Raw genomic sequence first — 20,165 nt, forward strand, 5'->3', positions numbered from 1 at the left:
AATCACCTTCCCTACTGAATTTGTCGCCACATGATGCGTTGGAAGACGTTGGCACTCCCGCCTTTCTCAAGCAGCTTGATCGGTGTTCCGCCGCTGGAGTCGATCAGGTATTTGTTATCGTTGTTGCCATTGGTGCCAGCAACGATGGAAGCAACCACCGGAATCCCCGTACCGATGCCAAGCCCGGCCACAATCGTGTCGCCACTGGTTATATCGTTGTCGCCGTTGGTATCGAGCACCTGGTAATTGAGCATGCCGCCCGTAGCGGGATCCAGCTCGAAAAGACGCCCGGTCCCCGTACTTTCACAAGGATCGGTGGAGTTCACCGACGCTGTGGTGAAAATGATACGGCCACGGGAAGTCTGTGCAGGATAGATGATCCGCTCGCCCAGATAAGGCGCAGCCGTTGCCAGTGGCAGATACCAGCCTTTTTTGACAACCCAGTCCACATCGTTGCTGGTGGACGTGAAGTAAGTGTAGCCATTGCCGGTCACCGAGCCCGTGATCGCCTGGGCTTGCAGGTTGCCTTCAACGATATTGCCCGACTCGGCATCCCAGATGGCATAGAAGTCCTGCAAGGCACTGGTCTGCTTGTCAGTGGCCTCACTGAATTTACCAGTACCGAAATACACCAGTTTGCCGTTGAGTGGATGATCCAGCAGCAGCGGCTGAACGGTAATCGGCTGGTTGGCCCCCCTTGGCGCAGTGAACAGTGGTGAACCATTGAAGGCGACCCGCCAGCTGGAAGCCGCCGCACCACTCATGTCGAACTTCCACATGCGGCCCTTGAGATCCCCGGCATAAGCGGCCTGAACGACGTTCTGCGAGTTGACCCGCAGCTTGACCGAGGACAGGCCGTTGTCTGTCTCACCACTGACGACAAGCGGCGTCTGGATTTCCGTAATGAATGCGCCGGTATTGGCATTCAGTACATACAGCGAAGCCCTTCCGGTAAAACTGCCGTAGCCATTGCCCACGACTACGATCCCGGTTCCATCAGCCATCCGCGCTACGTCTGGCTTGGAGTAGGAGTAGCCAAGGTTATTGAATCTGTTATTGGTATCGGAGGTATCAGGAGCCTTGACCTCCCAAAGCGCCTCGGGGGTATTGTTTGTGCCTTCAAAGAGTTTGATTGCGAAGAATGCCTTGCCGCCCGCCCCAAGACCGGAGAAAGCGACTGTACGCCATGCCGAGCCCGCCGATAATTGAGTATCGAAAACTGCAATCTGGCCATCAACCGTGAACCTGTGAACCCCGGAGCCGTAGTTGGTTGCCGAAATGGTTGCAAGGGACGACAGCGACGTGGAAGGCATATAGGCGTATCGCCGCACTCCGTTACTGGCATTGATGACATTGAAGAAGCCATCGTTGGCATTGGCCAGAAGGCTGTAGCTCATATTGGTGGCCTTGTTGGCCAGATAGGTGGTGTAACTGGTATCGCCAACCAGATCGGCAGCTGTCTTTTCGGTGGGCAGACCCGCTCCCAACGTAGAGTTGATGATGTCGCCGAGCAGCCTGGTGCGCGTGCGCAACTTGGCGTTCGCAGTGCCCTTGGCCCAGGCAATAACCTCCGGCCCCGTCACACCTGTAGGCAATGTGGTGGTGAATGCAAGCTGCTGTGCCGGACTGAAATTGAGGAAATCCAACGTGATTCGCGAGGGAGTAGTCCCTGTGCTCCAGGACTCGAAAACAGGTGCAGTAGAGCCACTCACAATCGTACTGTCCGTCGTCCAGACCGGAGCACTCAAGGCTCCGGTCGTGGCATTGAGATTGAAGGCCCTGACGGTACCGTGCCAGTCGGTCGGGTCATAAAGTGTCTGGTAGAACTGTGTGCCGGCCTGGAGAGTGGATGAACTTGATACCCCGCCACCGCCGGAGCCTGCCTTGGCGTAGATGTCGGTCAGGGCAAGGTTCAATGCGGTATTCAAGCCGGCACTGTCATTGGCCTGGAAGTATTTGCCATGACCATAAGTATCTTTGGCAGCATCGATGAGCATCTGGTTATCAAGCGTGAAACCGATGGTGTAAGTGCTCATATTTTGGACTGTGAAACCAGCATTATCCCAACTTCTACCCGTCAGATCTCCATTGGGTGAAGTGGAGTCCTTGCGCATATCAATGTCATAAGCGAACTTGGCGATATCGTCCAGATATAGTGTATCCCCTTCATTAGCCTCATTGGTATTCGGACCGTCGTTGTTGACGCGATCCCAGTTAGGCAAGTAACGGTTGGGATCATCGACATCACTGGTGCCAGACAACTTGTCGTAAGTGGGCAAACCATCCGTCAATACAACACCGTAGTTCTTCTGACAACGATACTGGATCGGACTTGTAAAGGTTGTCGGGGAATTGGTGTATGACGGAAAAGGAGTAAGCCCCCGAAAGTAGCGAGTCACCTGATAATAAGTTTCTGCAAGAGGCGTGTTGGCCTCAGCAGTCAACGCCGAAATCGCGGCACGTAGATTCCTGTAGTTTGTATCGGCCGTCGCCTGAGTCACACCCGGCTGATAAGTAGTGGCCGGAACAGGCGACAGGTCAGCTATCACCTGCTTGATATTCCCGCCCGGTCCTCTGTCGTTATTGTTGGGCGGATTGTAAGTCGCCAGACCGATGCGCAATGACCGGTTGGCATCGACCAACCCCAATGCAACAGAAATGGCAGACGTCAGACGGCTTTCAGTCGGTATATTCGCTACACTGCGGCCAGCATTGACTTCGGAAACCAGATAAGACAGATAAGCACCTGGATAACGTGTATTACCCGATCTTGCAGGGTCAGGTAATGAGATACAGGTCACCGATGAGGCGTTCCTGTAAAAGCCATAACCACTGTTACATCCATCATTACTCAGGCTACCTAAGGTTACATAATCAGAATCCCCCGTATTGATTTGTGCCCCCCTTGAATAAGAACCACAAATAAAGAAAAAACAATTGGATTGAGATTCATAAATAACAGGCCACGACGCCGACGCATTGAACCCCGAGGCAAAAATTATCGTATCCATACTGCCTGAGTTATCCACCTGCAGCATGACGTTGGGCGTGACAGCAGAGGCACTCAACAATGGCACTTGTGAGGGCGTAAACGCATAAACCGGAGCCGACAGATAAAGCGCAGCCAAAGCACCATATACATACTTCAATCCACGTCGAAGTGTCTTAGCAATTGGCATAAATACTCTCCAGCACCGTTCTCGATGTGCCTTGAATGGCGACTGCCGTGACACGGTAAAGCGTAACGGTGCCTGTACAGGTCGGCGGACGTTTTATGGGGTTGGTCGTGGTTCCCAGGTTCTGGACTCCATAAAAACCGCCAGCCGCGGCGAGCCAGTTCACCCCTGACGAACCATTCGTGCCCGCCGCCGTGAGTGTGGTGGATTCAGCAGGCGGAGCGCATGTCGCAGTACTGTTGCATCTGGTCGAAGTGAAACCCACCATCTGGATCGACGACTCACCCAGTCGCAATACCGCTTCGGCTTTCTGAAAAGACTGATTGCGCACCGCGACGCTGCCCGACATCTTCTCCTGCAAGGTGGCGTTCTGCATGGAGGAAATCCCCAGCAATGTCAGCAGCAACAGGAATACCAGACTGACCAGCAACACCATCCCGGATTGTCGGGCCGGGAATGTCGGCATGATGCAAAACCGCTTTGTCTTCATTGCATACGGCCCTTTAAAAGCGATTGCGCAGGTAGGCAACCACATTGTACTGCTGGTTTTTGACACGCCCGTCCGGGTCTTGCAGGGTCAGGCTGATACGAACGCTGCGTATGTCGGGCGCACTGGCAGCCGAAATCGTCGAGGTGTAGGTCATGGGGTTACCCGCCATGCCAAATGAAACCGAGAAGGCACTGACGTTTTGCAACAGCGGCTGGGCAGCCCCGGCTGTGCCGTATTTGATGGTCAGGTTCTGGCCAGTGAGTGTGTAGACCAGCTGGCGCATCGGGAACGCCGTTTGCCCTGCCAAAGGCGTTCTTGCACCAGCGTAAAGCTGGGAAAAGGTCTGGCAGTCGGAAATGATTGTCCAGGTAGGTGAACTGCCGGTTGTACCGATATCGGAAGTCACCAGAGTCAAGGTGTTGTTGGCGTTATCCCACAGAATGGGGTTATCGAGTGCAGCAGGCCATGCAATGGCCGGAGACACAGGCACATAGTTGCTGAACCCCAGGCAGCCATACATCCCGGTCATACGGATTTCCTGCACCAGCTTGCTCAGCACGAAGCGCGCATCTTCCTGCATGCGGGCCGAAGCATTCTGGGTCAGGAACGTGCCTCTGGAAGCGGTGAATATCTGAATGATGCCCATGCTGACCACCAGCCCCAGCACCAGCGCCACCATGATCTCGATCAGGCCAAAGCCTCGGGATGACTTCTTCATGGGTTCACCCCGATACGTGAGGTCAGGGTAAAGGTCTGCATGGTGTTACCCGAGGCAGTTCCGCCGGATGCAACGGTGCTGGAACTTGCAGCCCGCGTATCGTCCCAGGTGATGGTGATGGTGACTGCCGGCGCGCCGCTGACATCGATGCTGGCGGTGGCCGTGGAGCCCGCAAAATTGGTGATATTGGTCTTGAAATCGTAAAGGTCCTGATCCCTGGCCCTGTTCGCATTGGCCGTCGGGGCCGCAGCCAGATTCGCCAGAGCATAGGTCGACAGCACGTTGGTGGTGCCGTTGGAGACCGCATTGCCATCCACATTCGCCCGAATGCGGTCCATCATGTCGTAGGCAATGAAGCTCGCCTGGCTGGTCATGGTCGAGCTGTCGGTGTACTTGAGAGCATTGAGCTGAATCGCAGCGGCACCCAGCAGGCCAATGGCGAGTATCAGGACCGACACCAGTACTTCGATCAATGTCATGCCTGTCTGGCGATGTCGGGTTTCATAACGCATCAGCAAGTTCCGCCCAGAATGATCCGGCCCGTCAAACAAATATTAATGTTCCTGGTAAGCGAGCCCCGCGTGTAGGTCATCGTCACCGCCGAGGTTGGAGCATACAGCGCACCCAGGTTATTGAACTCGAGCGCCGTAACACTAGCGCCAGTCGTGACGTTTACAGCCGTCAGGGTTGCTCCACTGCTCATGGCCGCAACCTTGCGCAATGCAGTCGGTGTCGCGGAAGTATCGGAAGCCAGATAGACCTGCAACTCGGTCTTCCAGTCAGCCCCGCTGGTTGGCGCAATACGTATCGTCACACCCCGGTTTATCGCCTCAAGACGCGCATAGTTGAGCGCCCGCTGCAAATCGTTGACCTCGGTATCGACCTTGTTGTTCTGGATGGAGCTGGTAAAGCTCGGAACAGCGATAGCAGCCACGATCGCCACCACAGACACAGTGACTAACAATTCAATGAGGCTGAAGCCCTTGGACATATAACGCATTGGGTGTCTCCTAGACGTTACGACTATAAGGCAGCAGCGATGCCTGAAAATCTCTAGCAGGATATACGGTTGTTTTGCGATGACGAATGCCCGGATGGCGTTTGGAACAAGGTTTTCCAGGGAGGAAAAACAATGAAGCATGCAGGATTCACATTAATCGAGCTACTGATCGTGGTTGCCCTCGTGGCCATTCTTGCCAATGTCGCCAGCCCGACCTTTACAGACCTGATCGATGCCAATCGAAGACAGGTTACAGCACTGGAACTCGCCAGCGGCATACGCTCCGCACGGGTTGCGGCCATCACCCGCAATCAGGTGGTGACCCTGCATGCCATTGAAGGCAACTGGAGCAACGGTTGGCGAATCATCACCGACACCAAAGGCAACGGACCGGATGATGAAGATACCGTGCTGGTCGAACGGGCAATCGATGGAAAAACGCGCATTATCGGCAACAGCAAGATTGCGCAGTACATCAGCTTCACAGGGCTAGGAGGTCTCAAGAAGGCTGCCAACGGCACCTTTCACGTCTGCGTCCGTGATCAGCCCGTCAGCCACTATCGCGTGATAGTGGCCATTACCGGCAGAGTCAGGGTCGAGGATGAAAAGATACCGACAGATCTGTGTGCCTGACCTCAAGGCAGAGACTTGACCCGCAGTTCCTTGGGAACGGAGAACGTGATGTTCTCTTCGCGGCCCGCCAGTTCATCGGCACCGGTCGCGCCCCAGGCCTGCAATTGCTGGATCACGCCGCGCACCAGCACTTCCGGCGCAGAAGCACCCGCAGTGATACCGATGCGTTCGATACCGTCGAACCAGCTGCGCTGCATATCTTCGGCACCGTCAATCAGATAGGCCGGTGTCGACATGCGTTCGGCCAGTTCGCGCAAGCGGTTGGAGTTGGAGCTGTTCGGGCTACCCACCACCAGAACCACATCGCATTCATCGGCCAGTTGCTTGACCGCATCCTGACGGTTTTGCGTGGCGTAGCAGATATCGTCCTTGCGCGGCCCGCCAATGGCAGGGAAACGCGAGCGCAGGGCGTCAATCACCCGACTGGTATCGTCCATGGACAAGGTTGTCTGTGTCACAAAGGCCAATGCATCCGGGTTGCGCACCTGCAAGTTGGCGACATCCTCTTCGTCTTCCACCAGGTAAATCGCACCGCCATTGCTGGCGTCGTACTGCCCCATGGTGCCTTCGACTTCAGGATGGCCTTCATGACCGATCAGAATGCACTCACGGCCATCACGACTGTAACGGGCCACTTCGATATGCACCTTGGTCACCAGCGGACAGGTTGCATCGAATACCTTCAAGCCGCGACCTGCCGCCTCGGCGCGCACGGCCTGGGAAACACCGTGGGCACTGAAGATGACGATGACGTCATCGGGCACCTGTTCCAGCTCTTCGACAAAGATCGCACCACGAGCGCGCAGGTCTTCGACGACGAATTTGTTATGAACGACTTCATGACGCACATAAATCGGCGGTCCAAACACTTCCAGGGCGCGATTGACGATTTCGATCGCGCGGTCCACACCAGCGCAGAAGCCGCGGGGGTTGGCGAGTTTGATTTGCATGCTGTGCCTCGTATTTACGTGCGGAGCAGCCCGGCCGAAACCGGGCTTGGTATCTGGCTCAGGAAGCCAGAATCGCCTTGACCTCGAAGATTTGCACTTCAAAGTTTAGTGTCTTGCCAGCCAGAGGATGGTTGAAATCGATGGTGACCTGCTCATCATCGAACTTCTTCACCACGCCCGGCAGTTCAGTATTGGCCGCATCGTTGAAGATCACCAGCAATCCTTCGGACAGCTCCATGTCCTGGAACTGCGAACGCGGGATGATCTGCACATTTTGCGGGTTGGGCTGACCAAAGGCATTCTCTGGCGGCACCTGGACGGTCTTTCTATCGCCAGCCTTGAAGCCGAAGATGGCGGCCTCAAAACCAGGCAACAAATTGCCATCACCCACCTTGAACGTAGCCGGAGCCTTGTCGAAGGTGCTGTCGACGGTGTCGCCGTTTTCCAGATGCAAGGCAAAGTGCAAGGTGACTTGCGTATTCTGACCGATGCGCAGCTCGCCTTGAGCCGATGACTGTTCAGCCATTAGCGGGCTCTCCTTCTTTCTTGCTCTTGAACATATCCACAGCAAGCATGACGGCGCCGACGCTGATTGCGCTGTCGGCTACGTTGAAAGCCGGGAAGTACCAACGGTTTTGCCAGTGAACCAGAATGAAGTCGATGACATGGCCAAGCACGACACGGTCATAGAGATTGCCGATAGCGCCCCCCAGGACCAATGCCAGGGCAATTGCCAGCCAAGTGTCATCACGGCCAAGCCGCTTGAGCCACACGACCAGCACGGCACTGACAACAATCGCAATCAGGGCAAACAACCAGCGCTGCCAACCGGCGCCATCGGCCAGAAAACTGAAGGCAGCCCCGGTGTTATAGGCCAGGGTCCAACTGAAGTAATCGGGGATGATAACGATCTGGTCGTACATCTCCAGCCGGTTCTCGAAGTAATACTTGCTGGCCTGATCTACGATCAGGACCAGCAGGCTCAACCACAACCAGCCCAAACGACCGAAACGGCCCGTAGCGCCTGGATTAGGCATAGTGACGAACCTCGCCAGCGCCGCTGATGTTGTCCACGCAACGACCGCAGATTTCCGGATGCTCAGGGTTCACGCCAACGTCTTCACGGTGATGCCAGCAACGAGCGCACTTCGCATGACCGGACTTGACCACTTTCAGCTTCAGGCCTGCAACCTCGGTCACCACGGCATCGGCAGGTGCCGACAGCAGAGGCGCAACACTGGCTGTGGAGGTAATCAGCACGAAACGCAGCTCGTTGCCGAGCTTCGACAGATCGGCAACCAGCGAATCCTCCGCATACAGGGTCACTTCAGCCTGCAGGTTGCCGCCGATGGCTTTGGCAGCGCGCAGGTTTTCCATTTCCTTGTTGACCGAAGTCTTCACCGCCATGATCCGCTCCCAGTAGGCGCGGTCCAGCTCGAAGCCCTCAGGCATTTCGCTCAGGCCTTCGTACCAGGTGTTGAGCATCACGGACTCGTTGCGCTCGCCCGGCAAGAACTGCCACAGCTCGTCGGCCGTGAACGCCAGGATCGGAGCGATCCAGCGCACCAGCGCCTCGGAGATGTGGAACAGCGCAGTCTGGCAGGAACGACGTGCCTTGCTGTCAGGAGCCGTGGTGTACTGACGGTCCTTGATGATGTCCAGATAGAAGCCACCCAGCTCCTGCACGCAGAAGTTGTGGATCTTCGAGTAGACGTTCCAGAAGCGATACTCGCCGTAATGCTCTTGCAGCTCGCGTTGCAGCAGCAAGGTGCGATCCACAGCCCAGCGATCCAGCGCCAGCATGTCTTCGGCCGGCAGCAGGTCGGTGGCCGGATTGAAACCGGACAGGTTCGAGAGCAGGAAGCGAGCAGTGTTGCGAATCCGCCGATAGGCGTCTGCGCTGCGCTGCAGGATCTGATCGGAAACCGCCATCTCACCGGAATAGTCAGTGGCCGAAACCCACAGGCGCATGATGTCGGCACCCAGAGTGTCGTTGACCTTCTGTGGCGCGATGACATTGCCCAGCGACTTGGACATCTTGCGGCCGTTTTCGTCAACGGTGAAACCGTGGGTCAACAGCTCACGGTACGGAGCGTGATCGTCGATGGCACAGCCAGTCAGCAGCGAGGAATGGAACCAGCCACGATGCTGGTCGGAACCTTCCAGATACAGGTCCGCACGCGGGCCGGTTTCGTGGCCCATGGAGTGCGAGCCACGCAGGACGTGCCAGTGGGTGGTGCCGGAATCGAACCAGACGTCCAGTGTGTCGGAGATCTTGTCGTACTTCGGAGCTTCATCGCCCAGCAGCTCGGCAGCATCCAGCTTGAACCAGGCTTCGATGCCCTCTTTCTCGACACGCTGAGCGACTTCTTCCATCAACTCGACGGTACGTGGATGCAGCTCACCGCTTTCCTTGTGCAGGAAGAACGGGATCGGCACACCCCAGTTGCGCTGACGAGAGATACACCAGTCAGGGCGGTTGGCGATCATGGAGTGAAGACGCGCCTGCCCCCAGGCCGGTACGAACGTGGTGTCTTCGATAGCCTTGACTGCGCGCTCACGCAGGGTGCCGCCCGCGACAGGCTGCTTGTCCATGCCGACGAACCACTGCGCAGTGGCGCGGTAGACCAGCGGCGATTTGTGGCGCCAGCAGTGCATGTAGCTGTGAGTGATGGTTTCGGTGTGCAGCAGATTGCCGACTTCGGCCAGCTTGTCGATGATGTTCTGGTTGGCCTTGAAGATGAACTGGCCACCAAAGAACTCCAGAGACTCGACATACACGCCGTTGCTCTGCACCGGGCTCAGGATGTCATCGTTGCTCATCCCGTACTGCTTGCAGATATTGAAGTCGTCCATGCCATAGGCTGGAGCACTGTGAACCACGCCGGTACCCGCGCTCAGCTCGACGTAGCCAGCCACGTAGAGCGGCGACAGACGGTCATAGAACGGATGACGGAAGTTGATCAGCTCAAGCTTCTGGCCGACAGTGGTCGCGATGACCGAACCTTCCAGCTTGTAACGTGCCAGACAGGACTCGACCAGTTCTTCAGCCAGAACCAGCAGCCTGTCACCCACATCGACCAGCGCGTAGGTGAACTCTGGATGGACGTTCAGCGCCTGGTTGGCCGGGATGGTCCACGGCGTGGTAGTCCAGATCACGATAGCGGCTGGTTTAGCCAGCGAAGCCAGGCCGAAGGCCTCGGCCAGTTTCGCTTCATCCGCAACCGGGAATGCGACGTCGATGGTCGAGGACTTCTTGTCCTGATACTCGACTTCCGCTTCAGCCAGGGCCGAGCCGCAATCGAAGCACCAGTTCACGGGCTTGAGGCCCTTGAACACGAAACCACCCTTGACCATTTCGGCCAGCGCACGGATTTCGCCGGCTTCGTTGGCGAAGTTCATTGTGAGGTACGGATTGTCCCAGTCACCCAGCACACCCAGGCGGATGAACTCGGCCTTCTGACCTTCGACCTGCTCGGCGGCATAAGCGCGGCACAGTTCACGGGTCTTGTCGGCGGACAGATTCTTGCCGTGAGTGACCTCGACCTTGTGCTCAATCGGCAAACCGTGGCAATCCCAGCCCGGAACATAAGGCGCATCGAAGCCCGACAGGGTCTTGGAGCGCACAATCATGTCCTTGAGAATCTTGTTGACGGCGTGACCGATGTGAATATTGCCGTTGGCGTAAGGAGGGCCGTCGTGCAGGACGAACTTTGGACGATCCTTGCCAATTTCGCGCAGCTTCTGGTACAGGCCAATGCTGTCCCAGCGCTGCAGAGTTTGCGGCTCGCGCTGGGGCAGGCCGGCCTTCATCGGGAAGGCGGTGTCCGGAAGGTTTAGCGTGGCTTTATAGTCGGTCATTTCAGGCTCTTGGTTAGCGGTTGACCATGCCAATGGGCACGGGCGGCGGCGACGTCCGCATTGATCGCCGTCTTGAGCGCCTCCAGAGAGGCAAAACGCTGCTCATCACGCAGCTTGTGGTGGAAAGCCACCGTCAAACGCCGGCCATAGATATCACCGGCAAAATCCAGAAGATGTACCTCAAGGTGGGCACTGCCATCACCTGCCACGGTCGGGCGCACACCGATATTGGCGACTCCCGGCCAGGCTTTGCCATCGATGTTCGTACTGACCAGGTAAACCCCGCTCAACGGCACACGACGACGCTTGAGTTGCACATTGGCCGTGGGCGTACCCAACTGGCGTGCCAGCTTCTGGCCATGCAGAACCCGTCCGGTAATCTGGTACGGGCGACCGAGCAAACGCTCGGCCAGGGCAAAATCCGCGACAGCCAGCGCATTACGCACCTTTGTGCTGCTGACCCGGACACCATCTATTTCAACGGTCTGCGCCGCTTCTACGGTAAAACCATGGGCATTACCGGCTTGTTGCAGGAAGTCGAAGTCGCCGATGCGGTCGCAACCGAACCGGAAATCGTCGCCTACCTCAAGATGCTGCACGCCCAGCCCGTCGACCAGAATGGTCTCGACGAAGCTGGCAGCGCTCAGTTTGCTCAGTCGCTGGTTGAATGACAGGCACAAGACCCGGTCAACCCCCTCGGCGCTCAGCAGTTCAAGCTTGTCACGCAACCTTGCCAGACGCGCAGGAGCGGTGTCAGGGGCGAAAAACTCCCGCGGCTGCGGCTCGAAAATGACCACGCAGCTGGGCACGCCCAACTCGACGGCACGTTCACGCAGACGCACCAGAATAGCCTGATGACCGCGGTGAACACCGTCGAAGTTGCCAATCGTGGCGACGCAGCCCCGATGCAAGGGGTGCAGGTTGTGGAGACCTCTAACCAGCTGCATAACGCACTTCTTGCTCATAAAGTGGCCGATTATAACCACACACGGTCCCGGACGACAGGCAGCACGCCAAGACCAGACAACAGCTGTCGGGTCGCAATGCGAAATTCCGACAGCCACCACTTCAAACAACGTCTACATGACAGCCTTGCGGGCAAAATCCTTGAGACGAAAACCCAGCAACAGCAACATGCCGAAATAAACCACCACACCCGCCGCAACCAGCGCGCCCAGGCGCACGAAACGCTCAAGCATATGCCCTTCGCTCCAGGCCGGCATTACATGCATCAGCCCTAGCAGGACTGCGGACATGGCCGCAACGGCCAGGATCAGCTTGAACAGGAACTTCGCCCAGCCAGGCTGTGGCTGAAACAGCTCCTGCTTGCGTAACTGCCAGAACAGCAACCCGGCGTTGATGCACGCCCCTACACTGATGGCCAGAGCCAGACCCGCATGCTGCAACGGCACGATAAACGCCAGATTGAGCAACTGGGTAACAATGAGGGTGAAAACGGCGATTTTCACTGGTGTACGAATATTCTGCTGAGCATAAAAACCGGGAGCCAGCACCTTGATCAGGATGATCCCCAGCAATCCTACCGAATAAGCCACCAGCGCACGCTGGGTCATGGCCGCATCCAGCGCGTCGAACTTGCCGTATTGAAACAGAGAAACGGTCAACGGCTCAGCCAGCAGGCCCAGCGCCAGTGTGCAGGGCAAGACCAGCACAAAGCAAAGACGCAAACCCCAGTCGAGAATCCGCGAATATTCCTGACGATCCTTGTTGGCATAGGTTTTCGACAGGATCGGCAACAGGATCGTCCCCAGCGCAACCCCCAGCACACCGGACGGCAACTCCATCAGGCGGTCGGCATAGTACATCCACGACACAGAACCTGCGACGAGGAACGAGGCAAATATCGTGTTGATAATCAGAGATATCTGACTGACGGAAACACCAAGGATCGCAGGCAGCATCTGCTTCATCACACGCCAGACACCCGAGTCCCGCAAATTGAGACGCGGCAGGACCAACATGCCGATCTTTTTCAGGTGCGGCAGTTGATACAGCAACTGCAACAAACCACCTGCCAGTACCGCCCAGCCCAGCGCCATGACCGGCGGATCGAAATAAGGCGTCAGGAACAGTGCAAAGAAAATCATGCTGACGTTAAGCAGCGTCGGCACGAACGCCGGCACAGAAAAACGGTTCCAGGTATTGAGAATCGCACCGGCCATGGATGACAGGGAGATCAGCAATATATAAGGAAAAGTCACCCGCAGCAGATCTGCGGTGAGGGTGAATTTTTCCGGAGAATCGACAAAGCCCGGCGCAGTGGCCCAGATCACCCAGGGCGCAAAGATGACACCCAGCAATGTGACAAGCGCCAGCGCCAGCGTGAGCAGGCCCGTGACATAGGCCACAAAGGTACGGGTCGCCTCTTCGCCCTGCTGGCTTTTATATTCGGCAAGGATAGGCACAAAGGCCTGGGAAAAGGCCCCTTCGGCAAAGATCCGGCGCAGTAGATTAGGCAGCTTGAAGGCAATGAAGAAGGCATCCGTTGCCATCCCGGCACCGAACGTGCGGGCAACGATGGTATCGCGAATGAAGCCCAGCACCCGGGAAAGCATGGTGATAGAGCTGACGGCTGCTAACGACTTGAGTAGATTCATTGAAAGAGTGTCGAGTCCTGGCTAAAGGATAGGCGTTCGGGCCTTCATTTATGCGATACTCCGCGCCGCAAAAAGCCCGGAGCGAAAGTCCGCGAGTTTACAGGTCGTACGCCGGAAATAAATATCCGGGTTCAGATAGCGACCACTCAGCGGAACACCTCAACTGCCCTTGACAAGTGGCAAACTCATCGGCATGATTCGCGGCCTATTTTGTTAGCTATTTCATAAAAGTCTTTCGAGGAGCTCGACGGTGGCCAACACACCTTCCGCCAAAAAACGTGCAAAACAGGCTGAGAAGCGTCGCAGCCACAACGCCAGCCTGCGTTCCATGGTTCGTACCTACATCAAGAATGTAGTCAAAGCCATCGACGCAAAAGACGCAGAAAAAGCGCAAGCCGCTTACGTTCTGGCTGTTCCTGTTATCGACCGCATGGCCGATAAAGGCATCATCCACAAGAACAAAGCTGCTCGCCATAAAGGCCGCCTGAACGGTCACATCAAGGCTCTGAACCTTGCTGCTGCCGCCTAAGCGATCTGCTTGTTAAAAAACCGACCCAAGGGTCGGTTTTTTATTGCCTGCAATATCGCGAACAAGGGGAAGAATTCGCCAATGAATCCCCCCCCTACGAAACCATCAAATCACGGCGTAGCCGCATGCGGCCACGGCAGGATCGGAATCGCGGTCACCGCATTTTGCGGGCTACCCTCGATAATCCGGTCGCTGTAGACCAGATAAACCAGCGTATTGCGCTTTTCATCCAGGAAACGCACCACCTGCATCGTCTTGAAGACCAGCGATGTACGCTCCTTGAACACCTCCTCACCATCCTTGAGCGGCGGCTGGAAGCGAATCGGCCCGACCTGACGACAGGCAATGGAGGCTTCAGCACGATCCTCGGCCAACCCCAGACCACCCTTCACACCACCCGTCTTGGCGCGTGACAGGTAACAAGTCACGCCCTCGACCTTGGGATCATCAAAAGCCTCGACCACGATCCGGTCATTGGGACCGACAAACTTGAACACCGTGGAGACCTGGCCAATCTCTTCAGCCGCAGCCAAAGCAGGCATGACCAGCAGCGCCGCCAAAAAAGCCTTCATGACTCGCATCGAACCTTCCTTTTTTGAGGGCCTGACTCAAACGAGAATCAGATTATCCCGATGAATCAGCTCGGGCTCAGCCATGTAGCCAAGCTCACGCACAATGGCATCGGATGACTGGCCAATGATCTTCTGCGCCTCGACAGCACTGTAGTTACTCAGCCCACGGGCAATTTCCCGACCATCAGGCGCAACACATACAACCATTTCGCCACGACGGAAGCTGCCCTGAACCACCTTTACACCCACAGGCAGCAAGCTCTTGTGATCATTGACCAGGGCCGCCACCGCACCACCGTCGAGCACCAGCGTGCCGCGAGTCTGCAAATGACCAGCCAGCCACTGCTTGCGGGCCGCGAGCATTTCACGCTCAGGCGACAGCAATGTACCCAACTGCTCACCCGCCTTGAGGCGCGCCAGCACCCGATCGATGCGACCACCCACAATCACCGTATGAGCACCGGAACGAGCCGCCAGACGCGCCGCACGCAATTTGGTCTGCATGCCGCCACGACCCAGAGCACCGCCCGTGCCACCAGCCACCGCATCCAGCGCCGGATCGTCGGCACGCGCCTCATAGATGAGCTGAGCCTCAGGATTGTTGCGCGGATCGGCATCAAACATGCCGTCGCGATCCGTCAGGATAACCAGCAGATCAGCCTCGACCAGGTTGGCCACCAGCGCCGCCAGCGTATCGTTGTCACCGAAACGGATTTCGTCGGTCACGACCGTGTCGTTTTCATTGATAACCGGCACAACACCCAGCTCAACCAACGTACGCAAAGTGCTGCGAGCGTTCAGATAACGCTTGCGATCGGACAGATCGTCATGAGTCAGAAGAATCTGCGCGGTATGCCGATCATGCTCGGCAAAGCTCGACTCCCAAGCCTGCACCAACCCCATCTGACCGATGGCAGCAGCAGCCTGAAGCTCATGCATCGCACTGGGTCGCACAGACCAGCCCAGGCGACTCATACCGGCAGCGACCGCCCCGGAAGAAACCAGAACCAGCTCGACGCCCGCCTCATGCAGCGCCACCATCTGCTCCACCCACACACCCATGGCCGAGCGATCCAGCCCCTTGCCATCCGCCGTCAGCAGGGCACTGCCGATCTTCACGACCCAGCGCTGGGCACCCGTCACTTTGCTGCGCATCATCTTCCAACCTTAGCCAGAGAGTTTCTTAATACGGATTCGAGATACAAAAACGCCGCTATCAGTCAGTAGCGGCGTTCAAGTTTACTGCAAGCGATCAGTCTCGGACGTAAATGATTTCCGGACCATCTTCATCGTCCACATCATCTTCATCCCAATCGTCTTCACCAATGTCATGCACGCTCTTCACGCCGCTACGACGCAGGGCACGCTGATCGTCCAGCGCCTGCAACTGGGCACGCGCCTCGTCTTCGATGCGCTGATCCAGCTCGGCAAGCTCTTCAGCATAGCCAGGCTCTTCGATCAGACGCAGGCTACGCTCTTCAAGGTAGCGCATGATGTCGCGAGACAACTGCTCGGTACCTTCCTTCGCGATGGCAGAGATCACGTAGACCGGCCCCGTCCAGCCGAGACGATCGACAATCTCCTGCTTGCGAGCTTCCTGCTCTTCTTCAAGAATCTGATCGCACTTGTTCAGCACCAGCCAGCGATCACGCTCAGCCAGGGAAGGGCTGAACTTGATCAGCTCATTGACGATGACCTCTGCCGCGTCCGGGGCACTGGTTTCATCCAGCGGCGCCATATCGACGAGGTGCAGCAACAGGCGCGTACGCGCCAGATGCTTGAGGAAGCGAATACCCAAGCCAGCACCATCGGATGCACCCTCGATCAAGCCGGGAATATCGGCAATGACGAAGCTCTTCCAACGATCGACACTGACCACACCCAGGTTAGGCACCAGGGTCGTGAACGGGTAATCAGCCACTTTAGGCTTGGCCGCAGACACCGAACGAATGAAGGTGCTCTTGCCCGCATTCGGCAAGCCCAGCAGGCCGACGTCAGCCAGCACTTTCAACTCCAGCTTGAGATCACGCTGATCACCCGGCTTGCCCGGTGTCGTCTGACGCGGGGCACGGTTGGTACTGGATTTGAAACGGGTGTTACCCAGGCCATGCCAGCCGCCCTGAGCAACGAGCAGACGCTGGCCGTCCTTGGTCAGGTCGCCGATGATTTCCTGGGTTGTCGCATCGATCACGGTCGTTCCGACCGGCACGCGCAACACCAGTTCTTCACCCTTGCGACCCGTGCAATCGGCGCTGCCGCCATTCGAGCCGCGCTCGGCGTCGAAATGACGGGTATAGCGATAGTCGACCAGCGTATTGAGGTTTTCGTCGGCGATCATATAGACCGAACCGCCATCACCACCGTCGCCGCCGTTAGGGCCACCGTTTTCGATAAATTTTTCGCGACGGAAGCTCATGCAACCGTTGCCGCCGTCACCGGCTTTTACTCGAATGGAAACTTCATCTACAAACTTCATAACGCACGCCTCCCGCCACAGGGACGAGCAGAACCACATAAATACATAAGACTCTTGCAAAAATGAGCGTTGCGATACCGATCAGAAACCAGCGACCCGGAAGGTCCACATCACAACAGCCCGCACAAACAGTTTTGCAAGAGACTCACCAACCTCTACTACAAACAAAAAAGCCCCGTCGCAAGACAGGGCTTTTCAAGCTACTGCGCAATTACGCTGCGGAGACTTCAGTCTTCGGAACGATGCTCACGTAGCGACGACCGAAGGCGCCTTTAACCTGAAACTTGATCACGCCTTCCACTTTCGCGAACAGGGTGTGATCTTTACCCATACCAACGCCATAGCCAGCGTGGAATTGGGTGCCGCGCTGACGCACGATGATGTTGCCTGGAACGATAGCCTGGCCGCCATACATCTTCACGCCAAGGCGTTTGGCTTCTGAGTCGCGACCGTTACGGGTACTACCACCAGCTTTTTTGTGTGCCATGAGTCAATTCTCCAAATGAGGATTAGGCTGAATTAAGCCTGAATACCTGTGATTTTGATCTCGGTGTACCACTGGCGGTGGCCCATACGCTTCATGTGGTGCTTACGACGACGGAACTTGATGATGCGAACCTTGTCGTGACGACCTTGCGAAACTACTTCAGCCACGACGGTAGCGCCAGCAACAACTGGAGCACCGATATTGACGTCGTCGCCATTGCCAACCAGCAGGACGCGGTCAAAAGTGACGGATTCGCCAGTAGCGACTTCCAGTTTTTCAATTTTCAGGTATTCACCTGGGGCGACTTTGTACTGCTTGCCACCGGTAACAATTACTGCGTACATGGTATTTCTCCGAAAATCCTGCTCACCCAGCTCTTTATAAGAAGAGTATCGGCTGGCATGGCTGCATCAGGCTGGAACGGCCTGCTTGCAATTGCGTAAGGCAGGTGCTGCCCAGGAAAGTTAGGGTGCGCGATTGTACGCAAGGCAAGGATGGGTTGCAAGGCCCCGGACGGCATACCTTGACATGCCCTACCCTGCAACCTAGCATGCGGCGCAACCTATCTGGAGCACTTGTCGCTGATGCAACCCCAAGCCTTCTACCGCGCGGTGGCGGACGACTTTAGTGCCGTTGACCTTATCATCAAGAAGCAACTGACGTCGCGCGTACCGCTGGTCTCGAAAATCGGCGATTACATCACGTCAGCCGGCGGAAAACGCCTGCGCCCGCTGCTGGTACTCCTGTGCGGCAAAGCCCTGGGCCGCGAAGGCGACGACCTGCGCCTGCTGGCCGCCACCATCGAGTTCCTGCACACCGCCACCCTGCTGCATGACGATGTCGTCGACATGTCCGGCATGCGTCGCGGTCGCTCCACCGCCAATGCCCTGTGGGGCAATGCCCCAAGCGTACTGGTCGGTGACTTCCTTTATTCGCGCTCGTTCGAGATGATGGTCGAACTGGGCTCGATGCCGGTCATGCAGATCCTGTCCAAGGCCACGCGGATCATCGCCGAAGGCGAAGTCCTGCAGTTGTCGAAGATCCGCGATGCCAGCACCACGGAAGAAACCTACATGGAAGTGATTCGCGGCAAGACAGCCATGCTGTTCGAAGCCTCGACCCACAGCGCTGCCGCCCTGTGCAACGCCAATACCGAACAGAGCGAAGCCCTGCGCACCTTCGGCGACCATCTGGGTGTAGCCTTCCAGCTGGTCGACGATCTGCTGGACTACCGTGGCGATGCCGAAACCCTGGGCAAGAACGTCGGTGACGATCTGGCCGAAGGTAAACCGACCCTGCCGCTGATCTACACCATGCGCGAAGGTTCGCCGGAACAGGCTGCACTGGTTCGTCAGGCCATTCAAAAAGGCGGCCTGGAAGATCTGGAAAGCATCCGTGACGCCGTCGAAAAAGCCGGCGCCCTGGATTACACCGCGCAACTGGCCCGCGACTATGCCGCACGCGCCATCGCTTGCCTGGATACCCTGCCGCCAAGCGAATACCGCGACGCTCTGGTAAAGCTGAGTGAATTTGCGGTCGCCCGCACTCACTGACACTCGTCGGCAAGACAAGAAGCCCGTCCTCAGTGACGGGCTTTTTCATGGACGCAGATCAACCATCGGGCAGAAAATGCGAATTAATCTCAAATAGAAGCTTGCTATTATCGTAATAGGAATTATTCTCATCAAATCGAAAGCAGGAGATGGAACATGACTTATTTGATCGATGCATGGCTGGACCGCCCGCAACCCTATCTGAGAATTCTTCACCGCGAGACCGGGGAAGTCTGTGCCGTACTTGAGGAGGAAGCGTTGGAGGAGTTACGCGATCAGGGCGACCTTGATGTAAACAGCCTCAACTCCAGCGAGCCGATGGTGCTCAAGGAACTGGTGCGTAATCTGTTTCTGTTCTGTTATGCGCGGGCATTGCGCCCGATAGGTGAGTTGCACTGAACATGGCTCATTCACGCACTGCTGCTGAACGAATCAACGCGATTCGTTCAGCAGCCATCTGCATCAGGCAATAACCGGATTACAGAACAGCCAGCAGCTCTACGTCGAATACCAGGACGCTGTGCGGTGCGATGCTACCAACGCCTTGAGCGCCGTAAGCCAGCTCGCTCGGCACGTGCAGGCGCCATTTGCTGCCAGTGTTCATCAGTTGCAGTGCTTCGGTCCAGCCAGCGATAACACCGCTCACAGGGAATTCAGCAGGCTCGCCACGATCGTAGGAGCTGTCGAAGACAGTACCGTCGATCAGGGTACCGTGGTAGTGAGTGCGAACCTGATCTTCACGGGTAGGCTTAGGGCCATCGCCAGCGGTCAATACTTCGAATTGCAGACCGGAAGCCAGAGTGGTCACACCTTCACGCTTGCCGTTCTCAGCCAGGTAAGCCAGACCGGCGCCAGCAGCCTTTTCAGCCTTGGCAGCCGCTTCGGCCTGCATGATTTCACGGATAACCTTGAAGCTGGCGGACATTTCTTCCTGACCAACGCGGCTTGGCTGACCAGCGAACGCATCGCTCAGACCTGCCAGGATGGCTTCCAGGTTGACGCCCGGTGGCGGGTTGTCACGCAGTTGGTCGCCCAGCTGGCGGCCAATGCCGTAGCTGACGCGGGTTTCGTCGGTGGACAGATTGACTTCGGACATGACGCT

Annotated in this window: 21 protein-coding genes; 4 read left to right on the forward strand and 17 right to left on the reverse strand. The window is 56.9% G+C overall.

Features of this window, described 5'->3' with window-relative positions; translation table 11 throughout:
- Nucleotides 1-11: 11 nt before the first annotated feature.
- Genes ACODS3_RS01385 through ACODS3_RS01405 form a run of 5 tightly spaced genes read right to left on the reverse strand, consistent with a single transcriptional unit; the run spans nucleotide 12 to nucleotide 5,384 of the window.
- On the reverse strand, nucleotides 12-3,179 hold the full coding sequence (locus ACODS3_RS01385; RefSeq protein WP_489032928.1) for a pilus assembly protein: 3,168 nt from the start codon (nucleotides 3,177-3,179) through the stop codon (nucleotides 12-14).
- Nucleotides 3,166-3,711 (reverse strand): pilus assembly PilX family protein, encoded by a 546-nt coding sequence (locus ACODS3_RS01390; RefSeq protein ID WP_374005046.1) that lies wholly within the window; start codon nucleotides 3,709-3,711, stop codon nucleotides 3,166-3,168. The genes ACODS3_RS01385 and ACODS3_RS01390 overlap by 14 nt, the downstream gene beginning before the upstream one ends.
- Nucleotides 3,680-4,384: a PilW family protein gene (locus tag ACODS3_RS01395; protein WP_201018731.1), complete on the reverse strand. Its 705-nt coding sequence runs from the start codon at nucleotides 4,382-4,384 to the stop codon at nucleotides 3,680-3,682. The genes ACODS3_RS01390 and ACODS3_RS01395 overlap by 32 nt, the downstream gene beginning before the upstream one ends.
- Complete coding sequence (gene pilV / locus ACODS3_RS01400) at nucleotides 4,381-4,896, reverse strand: type IV pilus modification protein PilV (RefSeq protein ID WP_201018730.1); 516 nt, start codon at nucleotides 4,894-4,896, stop codon at nucleotides 4,381-4,383. Before pilV ends, ACODS3_RS01395 begins: the two co-directional genes overlap by 4 nt.
- Entirely contained in the window at nucleotides 4,896-5,384 is a 489-nt protein-coding gene (locus tag ACODS3_RS01405; RefSeq protein ID WP_201018729.1) for a GspH/FimT family pseudopilin, read from the reverse strand. Before ACODS3_RS01405 ends, pilV begins: the two co-directional genes overlap by 1 nt.
- Nucleotides 5,385-5,516: 132 nt before the next feature.
- On the opposite strand from ACODS3_RS01405, the gene ACODS3_RS01410 reads away from it, so the two are divergent.
- Complete coding sequence (locus ACODS3_RS01410) at nucleotides 5,517-6,017, forward strand: GspH/FimT family pseudopilin (protein ID WP_489032932.1); 501 nt, start codon at nucleotides 5,517-5,519, stop codon at nucleotides 6,015-6,017.
- 2 nt (nucleotides 6,018-6,019) lie between these two features.
- Here ACODS3_RS01410 and ispH read toward each other — a convergent pair whose 3' ends face one another.
- The 6 genes from ispH to murJ form a co-directional block, all read right to left on the reverse strand.
- A complete protein-coding gene (gene ispH, locus ACODS3_RS01415; protein ID WP_201018727.1) occupies nucleotides 6,020-6,967 on the reverse strand; it encodes a 4-hydroxy-3-methylbut-2-enyl diphosphate reductase in 948 nt (315 codons plus the stop codon).
- Nucleotides 6,968-7,025: 58 nt separating this feature from the next.
- On the reverse strand, nucleotides 7,026-7,493 hold the full coding sequence (locus tag ACODS3_RS01420; RefSeq protein ID WP_201006338.1) for an FKBP-type peptidyl-prolyl cis-trans isomerase: 468 nt from the start codon (nucleotides 7,491-7,493) through the stop codon (nucleotides 7,026-7,028).
- Nucleotides 7,486-8,004: a signal peptidase II gene (lspA, locus tag ACODS3_RS01425; protein ID WP_304575515.1), complete on the reverse strand. Its 519-nt coding sequence runs from the start codon at nucleotides 8,002-8,004 to the stop codon at nucleotides 7,486-7,488. Before lspA ends, ACODS3_RS01420 begins: the two co-directional genes overlap by 8 nt.
- A complete protein-coding gene (ileS, locus tag ACODS3_RS01430; RefSeq protein ID WP_489032935.1) occupies nucleotides 7,997-10,828 on the reverse strand; it encodes an isoleucine--tRNA ligase in 2,832 nt (943 codons plus the stop codon). Before ileS ends, lspA begins: the two co-directional genes overlap by 8 nt.
- The gene (gene ribF / locus ACODS3_RS01435) at nucleotides 10,825-11,775 is read right to left on the reverse strand and encodes a bifunctional riboflavin kinase/FAD synthetase (RefSeq protein ID WP_201006344.1); all 951 of its coding nucleotides are present in this window, start codon (nucleotides 11,773-11,775) and stop codon (nucleotides 10,825-10,827) included. The genes ileS and ribF overlap by 4 nt, the downstream gene beginning before the upstream one ends.
- A gap of 132 nt (nucleotides 11,776-11,907) precedes the next feature.
- Entirely contained in the window at nucleotides 11,908-13,446 is a 1,539-nt protein-coding gene (murJ, locus tag ACODS3_RS01440) for a murein biosynthesis integral membrane protein MurJ (RefSeq protein ID WP_201006346.1), read from the reverse strand.
- Nucleotides 13,447-13,696: 250 nt separating this feature from the next.
- Here murJ and rpsT point away from each other — a divergent pair, with 250 nt between their 5' ends.
- Nucleotides 13,697-13,975: a 30S ribosomal protein S20 gene (gene rpsT / locus ACODS3_RS01445; protein WP_003215870.1), complete on the forward strand. Its 279-nt coding sequence runs from the start codon at nucleotides 13,697-13,699 to the stop codon at nucleotides 13,973-13,975.
- Nucleotides 13,976-14,085: 110 nt separating this feature from the next.
- Here the strand turns inward: rpsT and ACODS3_RS01450 are convergent, their stop codons facing one another.
- From ACODS3_RS01450 to rplU, 5 genes are all read right to left on the reverse strand, one after another.
- On the reverse strand, nucleotides 14,086-14,556 hold the full coding sequence (locus ACODS3_RS01450; RefSeq protein WP_201018723.1) for a CreA family protein: 471 nt from the start codon (nucleotides 14,554-14,556) through the stop codon (nucleotides 14,086-14,088).
- A 27-nt stretch (nucleotides 14,557-14,583) separates the two neighbouring features.
- On the reverse strand, nucleotides 14,584-15,702 hold the full coding sequence (proB, locus tag ACODS3_RS01455) for a glutamate 5-kinase (RefSeq protein ID WP_304575546.1): 1,119 nt from the start codon (nucleotides 15,700-15,702) through the stop codon (nucleotides 14,584-14,586).
- A 97-nt stretch (nucleotides 15,703-15,799) separates the two neighbouring features.
- Nucleotides 15,800-17,023, reverse strand: coding sequence for an Obg family GTPase CgtA (gene cgtA, locus ACODS3_RS01460; protein ID WP_201006349.1), 1,224 nt, complete (start codon nucleotides 17,021-17,023; stop codon nucleotides 15,800-15,802).
- 211 nt (nucleotides 17,024-17,234) lie between these two features.
- Complete coding sequence (gene rpmA / locus ACODS3_RS01465) at nucleotides 17,235-17,510, reverse strand: 50S ribosomal protein L27 (RefSeq protein WP_025261879.1); 276 nt, start codon at nucleotides 17,508-17,510, stop codon at nucleotides 17,235-17,237.
- A gap of 32 nt (nucleotides 17,511-17,542) precedes the next feature.
- Complete coding sequence (rplU, locus tag ACODS3_RS01470) at nucleotides 17,543-17,854, reverse strand: 50S ribosomal protein L21 (RefSeq protein ID WP_201006350.1); 312 nt, start codon at nucleotides 17,852-17,854, stop codon at nucleotides 17,543-17,545.
- A 240-nt stretch (nucleotides 17,855-18,094) separates the two neighbouring features.
- Between rplU and ACODS3_RS01475 the strand changes: the two genes are divergently transcribed.
- Both ACODS3_RS01475 and ACODS3_RS01480 read left to right on the forward strand, forming a co-directional pair.
- Complete coding sequence (locus ACODS3_RS01475) at nucleotides 18,095-19,063, forward strand: polyprenyl synthetase family protein (protein ID WP_489032940.1); 969 nt, start codon at nucleotides 18,095-18,097, stop codon at nucleotides 19,061-19,063.
- A 156-nt stretch (nucleotides 19,064-19,219) separates the two neighbouring features.
- Entirely contained in the window at nucleotides 19,220-19,462 is a 243-nt protein-coding gene (locus tag ACODS3_RS01480) for a PA4570 family protein (RefSeq protein ID WP_201006352.1), read from the forward strand.
- 79 nt (nucleotides 19,463-19,541) lie between these two features.
- Here ACODS3_RS01480 and bamJ read toward each other — a convergent pair whose 3' ends face one another.
- The gene (gene bamJ, locus ACODS3_RS01485) at nucleotides 19,542-20,159 is read right to left on the reverse strand and encodes a BamJ family beta-barrel-assembly machinery protein (protein ID WP_201006353.1); all 618 of its coding nucleotides are present in this window, start codon (nucleotides 20,157-20,159) and stop codon (nucleotides 19,542-19,544) included.
- Between the last annotated feature and the right edge of the window lie 6 nt (nucleotides 20,160-20,165).

It is taken from the genome of Pseudomonas sp. FG43 (assembly GCF_057809175.1).

Excerpts from the sequence above, each read along its gene's own strand:
- ACODS3_RS01450 (WP_201018723.1), bottom strand. The coding sequence starts at position 14,556 with ATGCGAGTCATGAAGGCTTTTTTGGCGGCGCTGCTGGTCATGCCTGCT.
- cgtA (WP_201006349.1), bottom strand. The coding sequence starts at position 17,023 with ATGAAGTTTGTAGATGAAGTTTCCATTCGAGTAAAAGCCGGTGACGGC.
- ACODS3_RS01405 (WP_201018729.1), bottom strand. The coding sequence starts at position 5,384 with ATGCGTTATATGTCCAAGGGCTTCAGCCTCATTGAATTGTTAGTCACT.
- ACODS3_RS01420 (WP_201006338.1), bottom strand. The coding sequence starts at position 7,493 with ATGGCTGAACAGTCATCGGCTCAAGGCGAGCTGCGCATCGGTCAGAAT.
- ACODS3_RS01395 (WP_201018731.1), bottom strand. The coding sequence starts at position 4,384 with ATGAAGAAGTCATCCCGAGGCTTTGGCCTGATCGAGATCATGGTGGCG.
- ACODS3_RS01385 (WP_489032928.1), bottom strand. The coding sequence starts at position 3,179 with ATGCCAATTGCTAAGACACTTCGACGTGGATTGAAGTATGTATATGGT.
- ACODS3_RS01475 (WP_489032940.1), top strand. The coding sequence starts at position 18,095 with ATGCAACCCCAAGCCTTCTACCGCGCGGTGGCGGACGACTTTAGTGCC.
- ispH (WP_201018727.1), bottom strand. The coding sequence starts at position 6,967 with ATGCAAATCAAACTCGCCAACCCCCGCGGCTTCTGCGCTGGTGTGGAC.
- murJ (WP_201006346.1), bottom strand. The coding sequence starts at position 13,446 with ATGAATCTACTCAAGTCGTTAGCAGCCGTCAGCTCTATCACCATGCTT.
- rplU (WP_201006350.1), bottom strand. The coding sequence starts at position 17,854 with ATGTACGCAGTAATTGTTACCGGTGGCAAGCAGTACAAAGTCGCCCCA.
- bamJ (WP_201006353.1), bottom strand. The coding sequence starts at position 20,159 with ATGTCCGAAGTCAATCTGTCCACCGACGAAACCCGCGTCAGCTACGGC.
- ACODS3_RS01410 (WP_489032932.1), top strand. The coding sequence starts at position 5,517 with ATGAAGCATGCAGGATTCACATTAATCGAGCTACTGATCGTGGTTGCC.
- proB (WP_304575546.1), bottom strand. The coding sequence starts at position 15,702 with ATGCGCAGCAAAGTGACGGGTGCCCAGCGCTGGGTCGTGAAGATCGGC.
- ribF (WP_201006344.1), bottom strand. The coding sequence starts at position 11,775 with ATGCAGCTGGTTAGAGGTCTCCACAACCTGCACCCCTTGCATCGGGGC.
- rpmA (WP_025261879.1), bottom strand. The coding sequence starts at position 17,510 with ATGGCACACAAAAAAGCTGGTGGTAGTACCCGTAACGGTCGCGACTCA.
- pilV (WP_201018730.1), bottom strand. The coding sequence starts at position 4,896 with ATGCGTTATGAAACCCGACATCGCCAGACAGGCATGACATTGATCGAA.
- lspA (WP_304575515.1), bottom strand. The coding sequence starts at position 8,004 with ATGCCTAATCCAGGCGCTACGGGCCGTTTCGGTCGTTTGGGCTGGTTG.
- ileS (WP_489032935.1), bottom strand. The coding sequence starts at position 10,828 with ATGACCGACTATAAAGCCACGCTAAACCTTCCGGACACCGCCTTCCCG.
- ACODS3_RS01390 (WP_374005046.1), bottom strand. The coding sequence starts at position 3,711 with ATGTGGTTGCCTACCTGCGCAATCGCTTTTAAAGGGCCGTATGCAATG.
- ACODS3_RS01480 (WP_201006352.1), top strand. The coding sequence starts at position 19,220 with ATGACTTATTTGATCGATGCATGGCTGGACCGCCCGCAACCCTATCTG.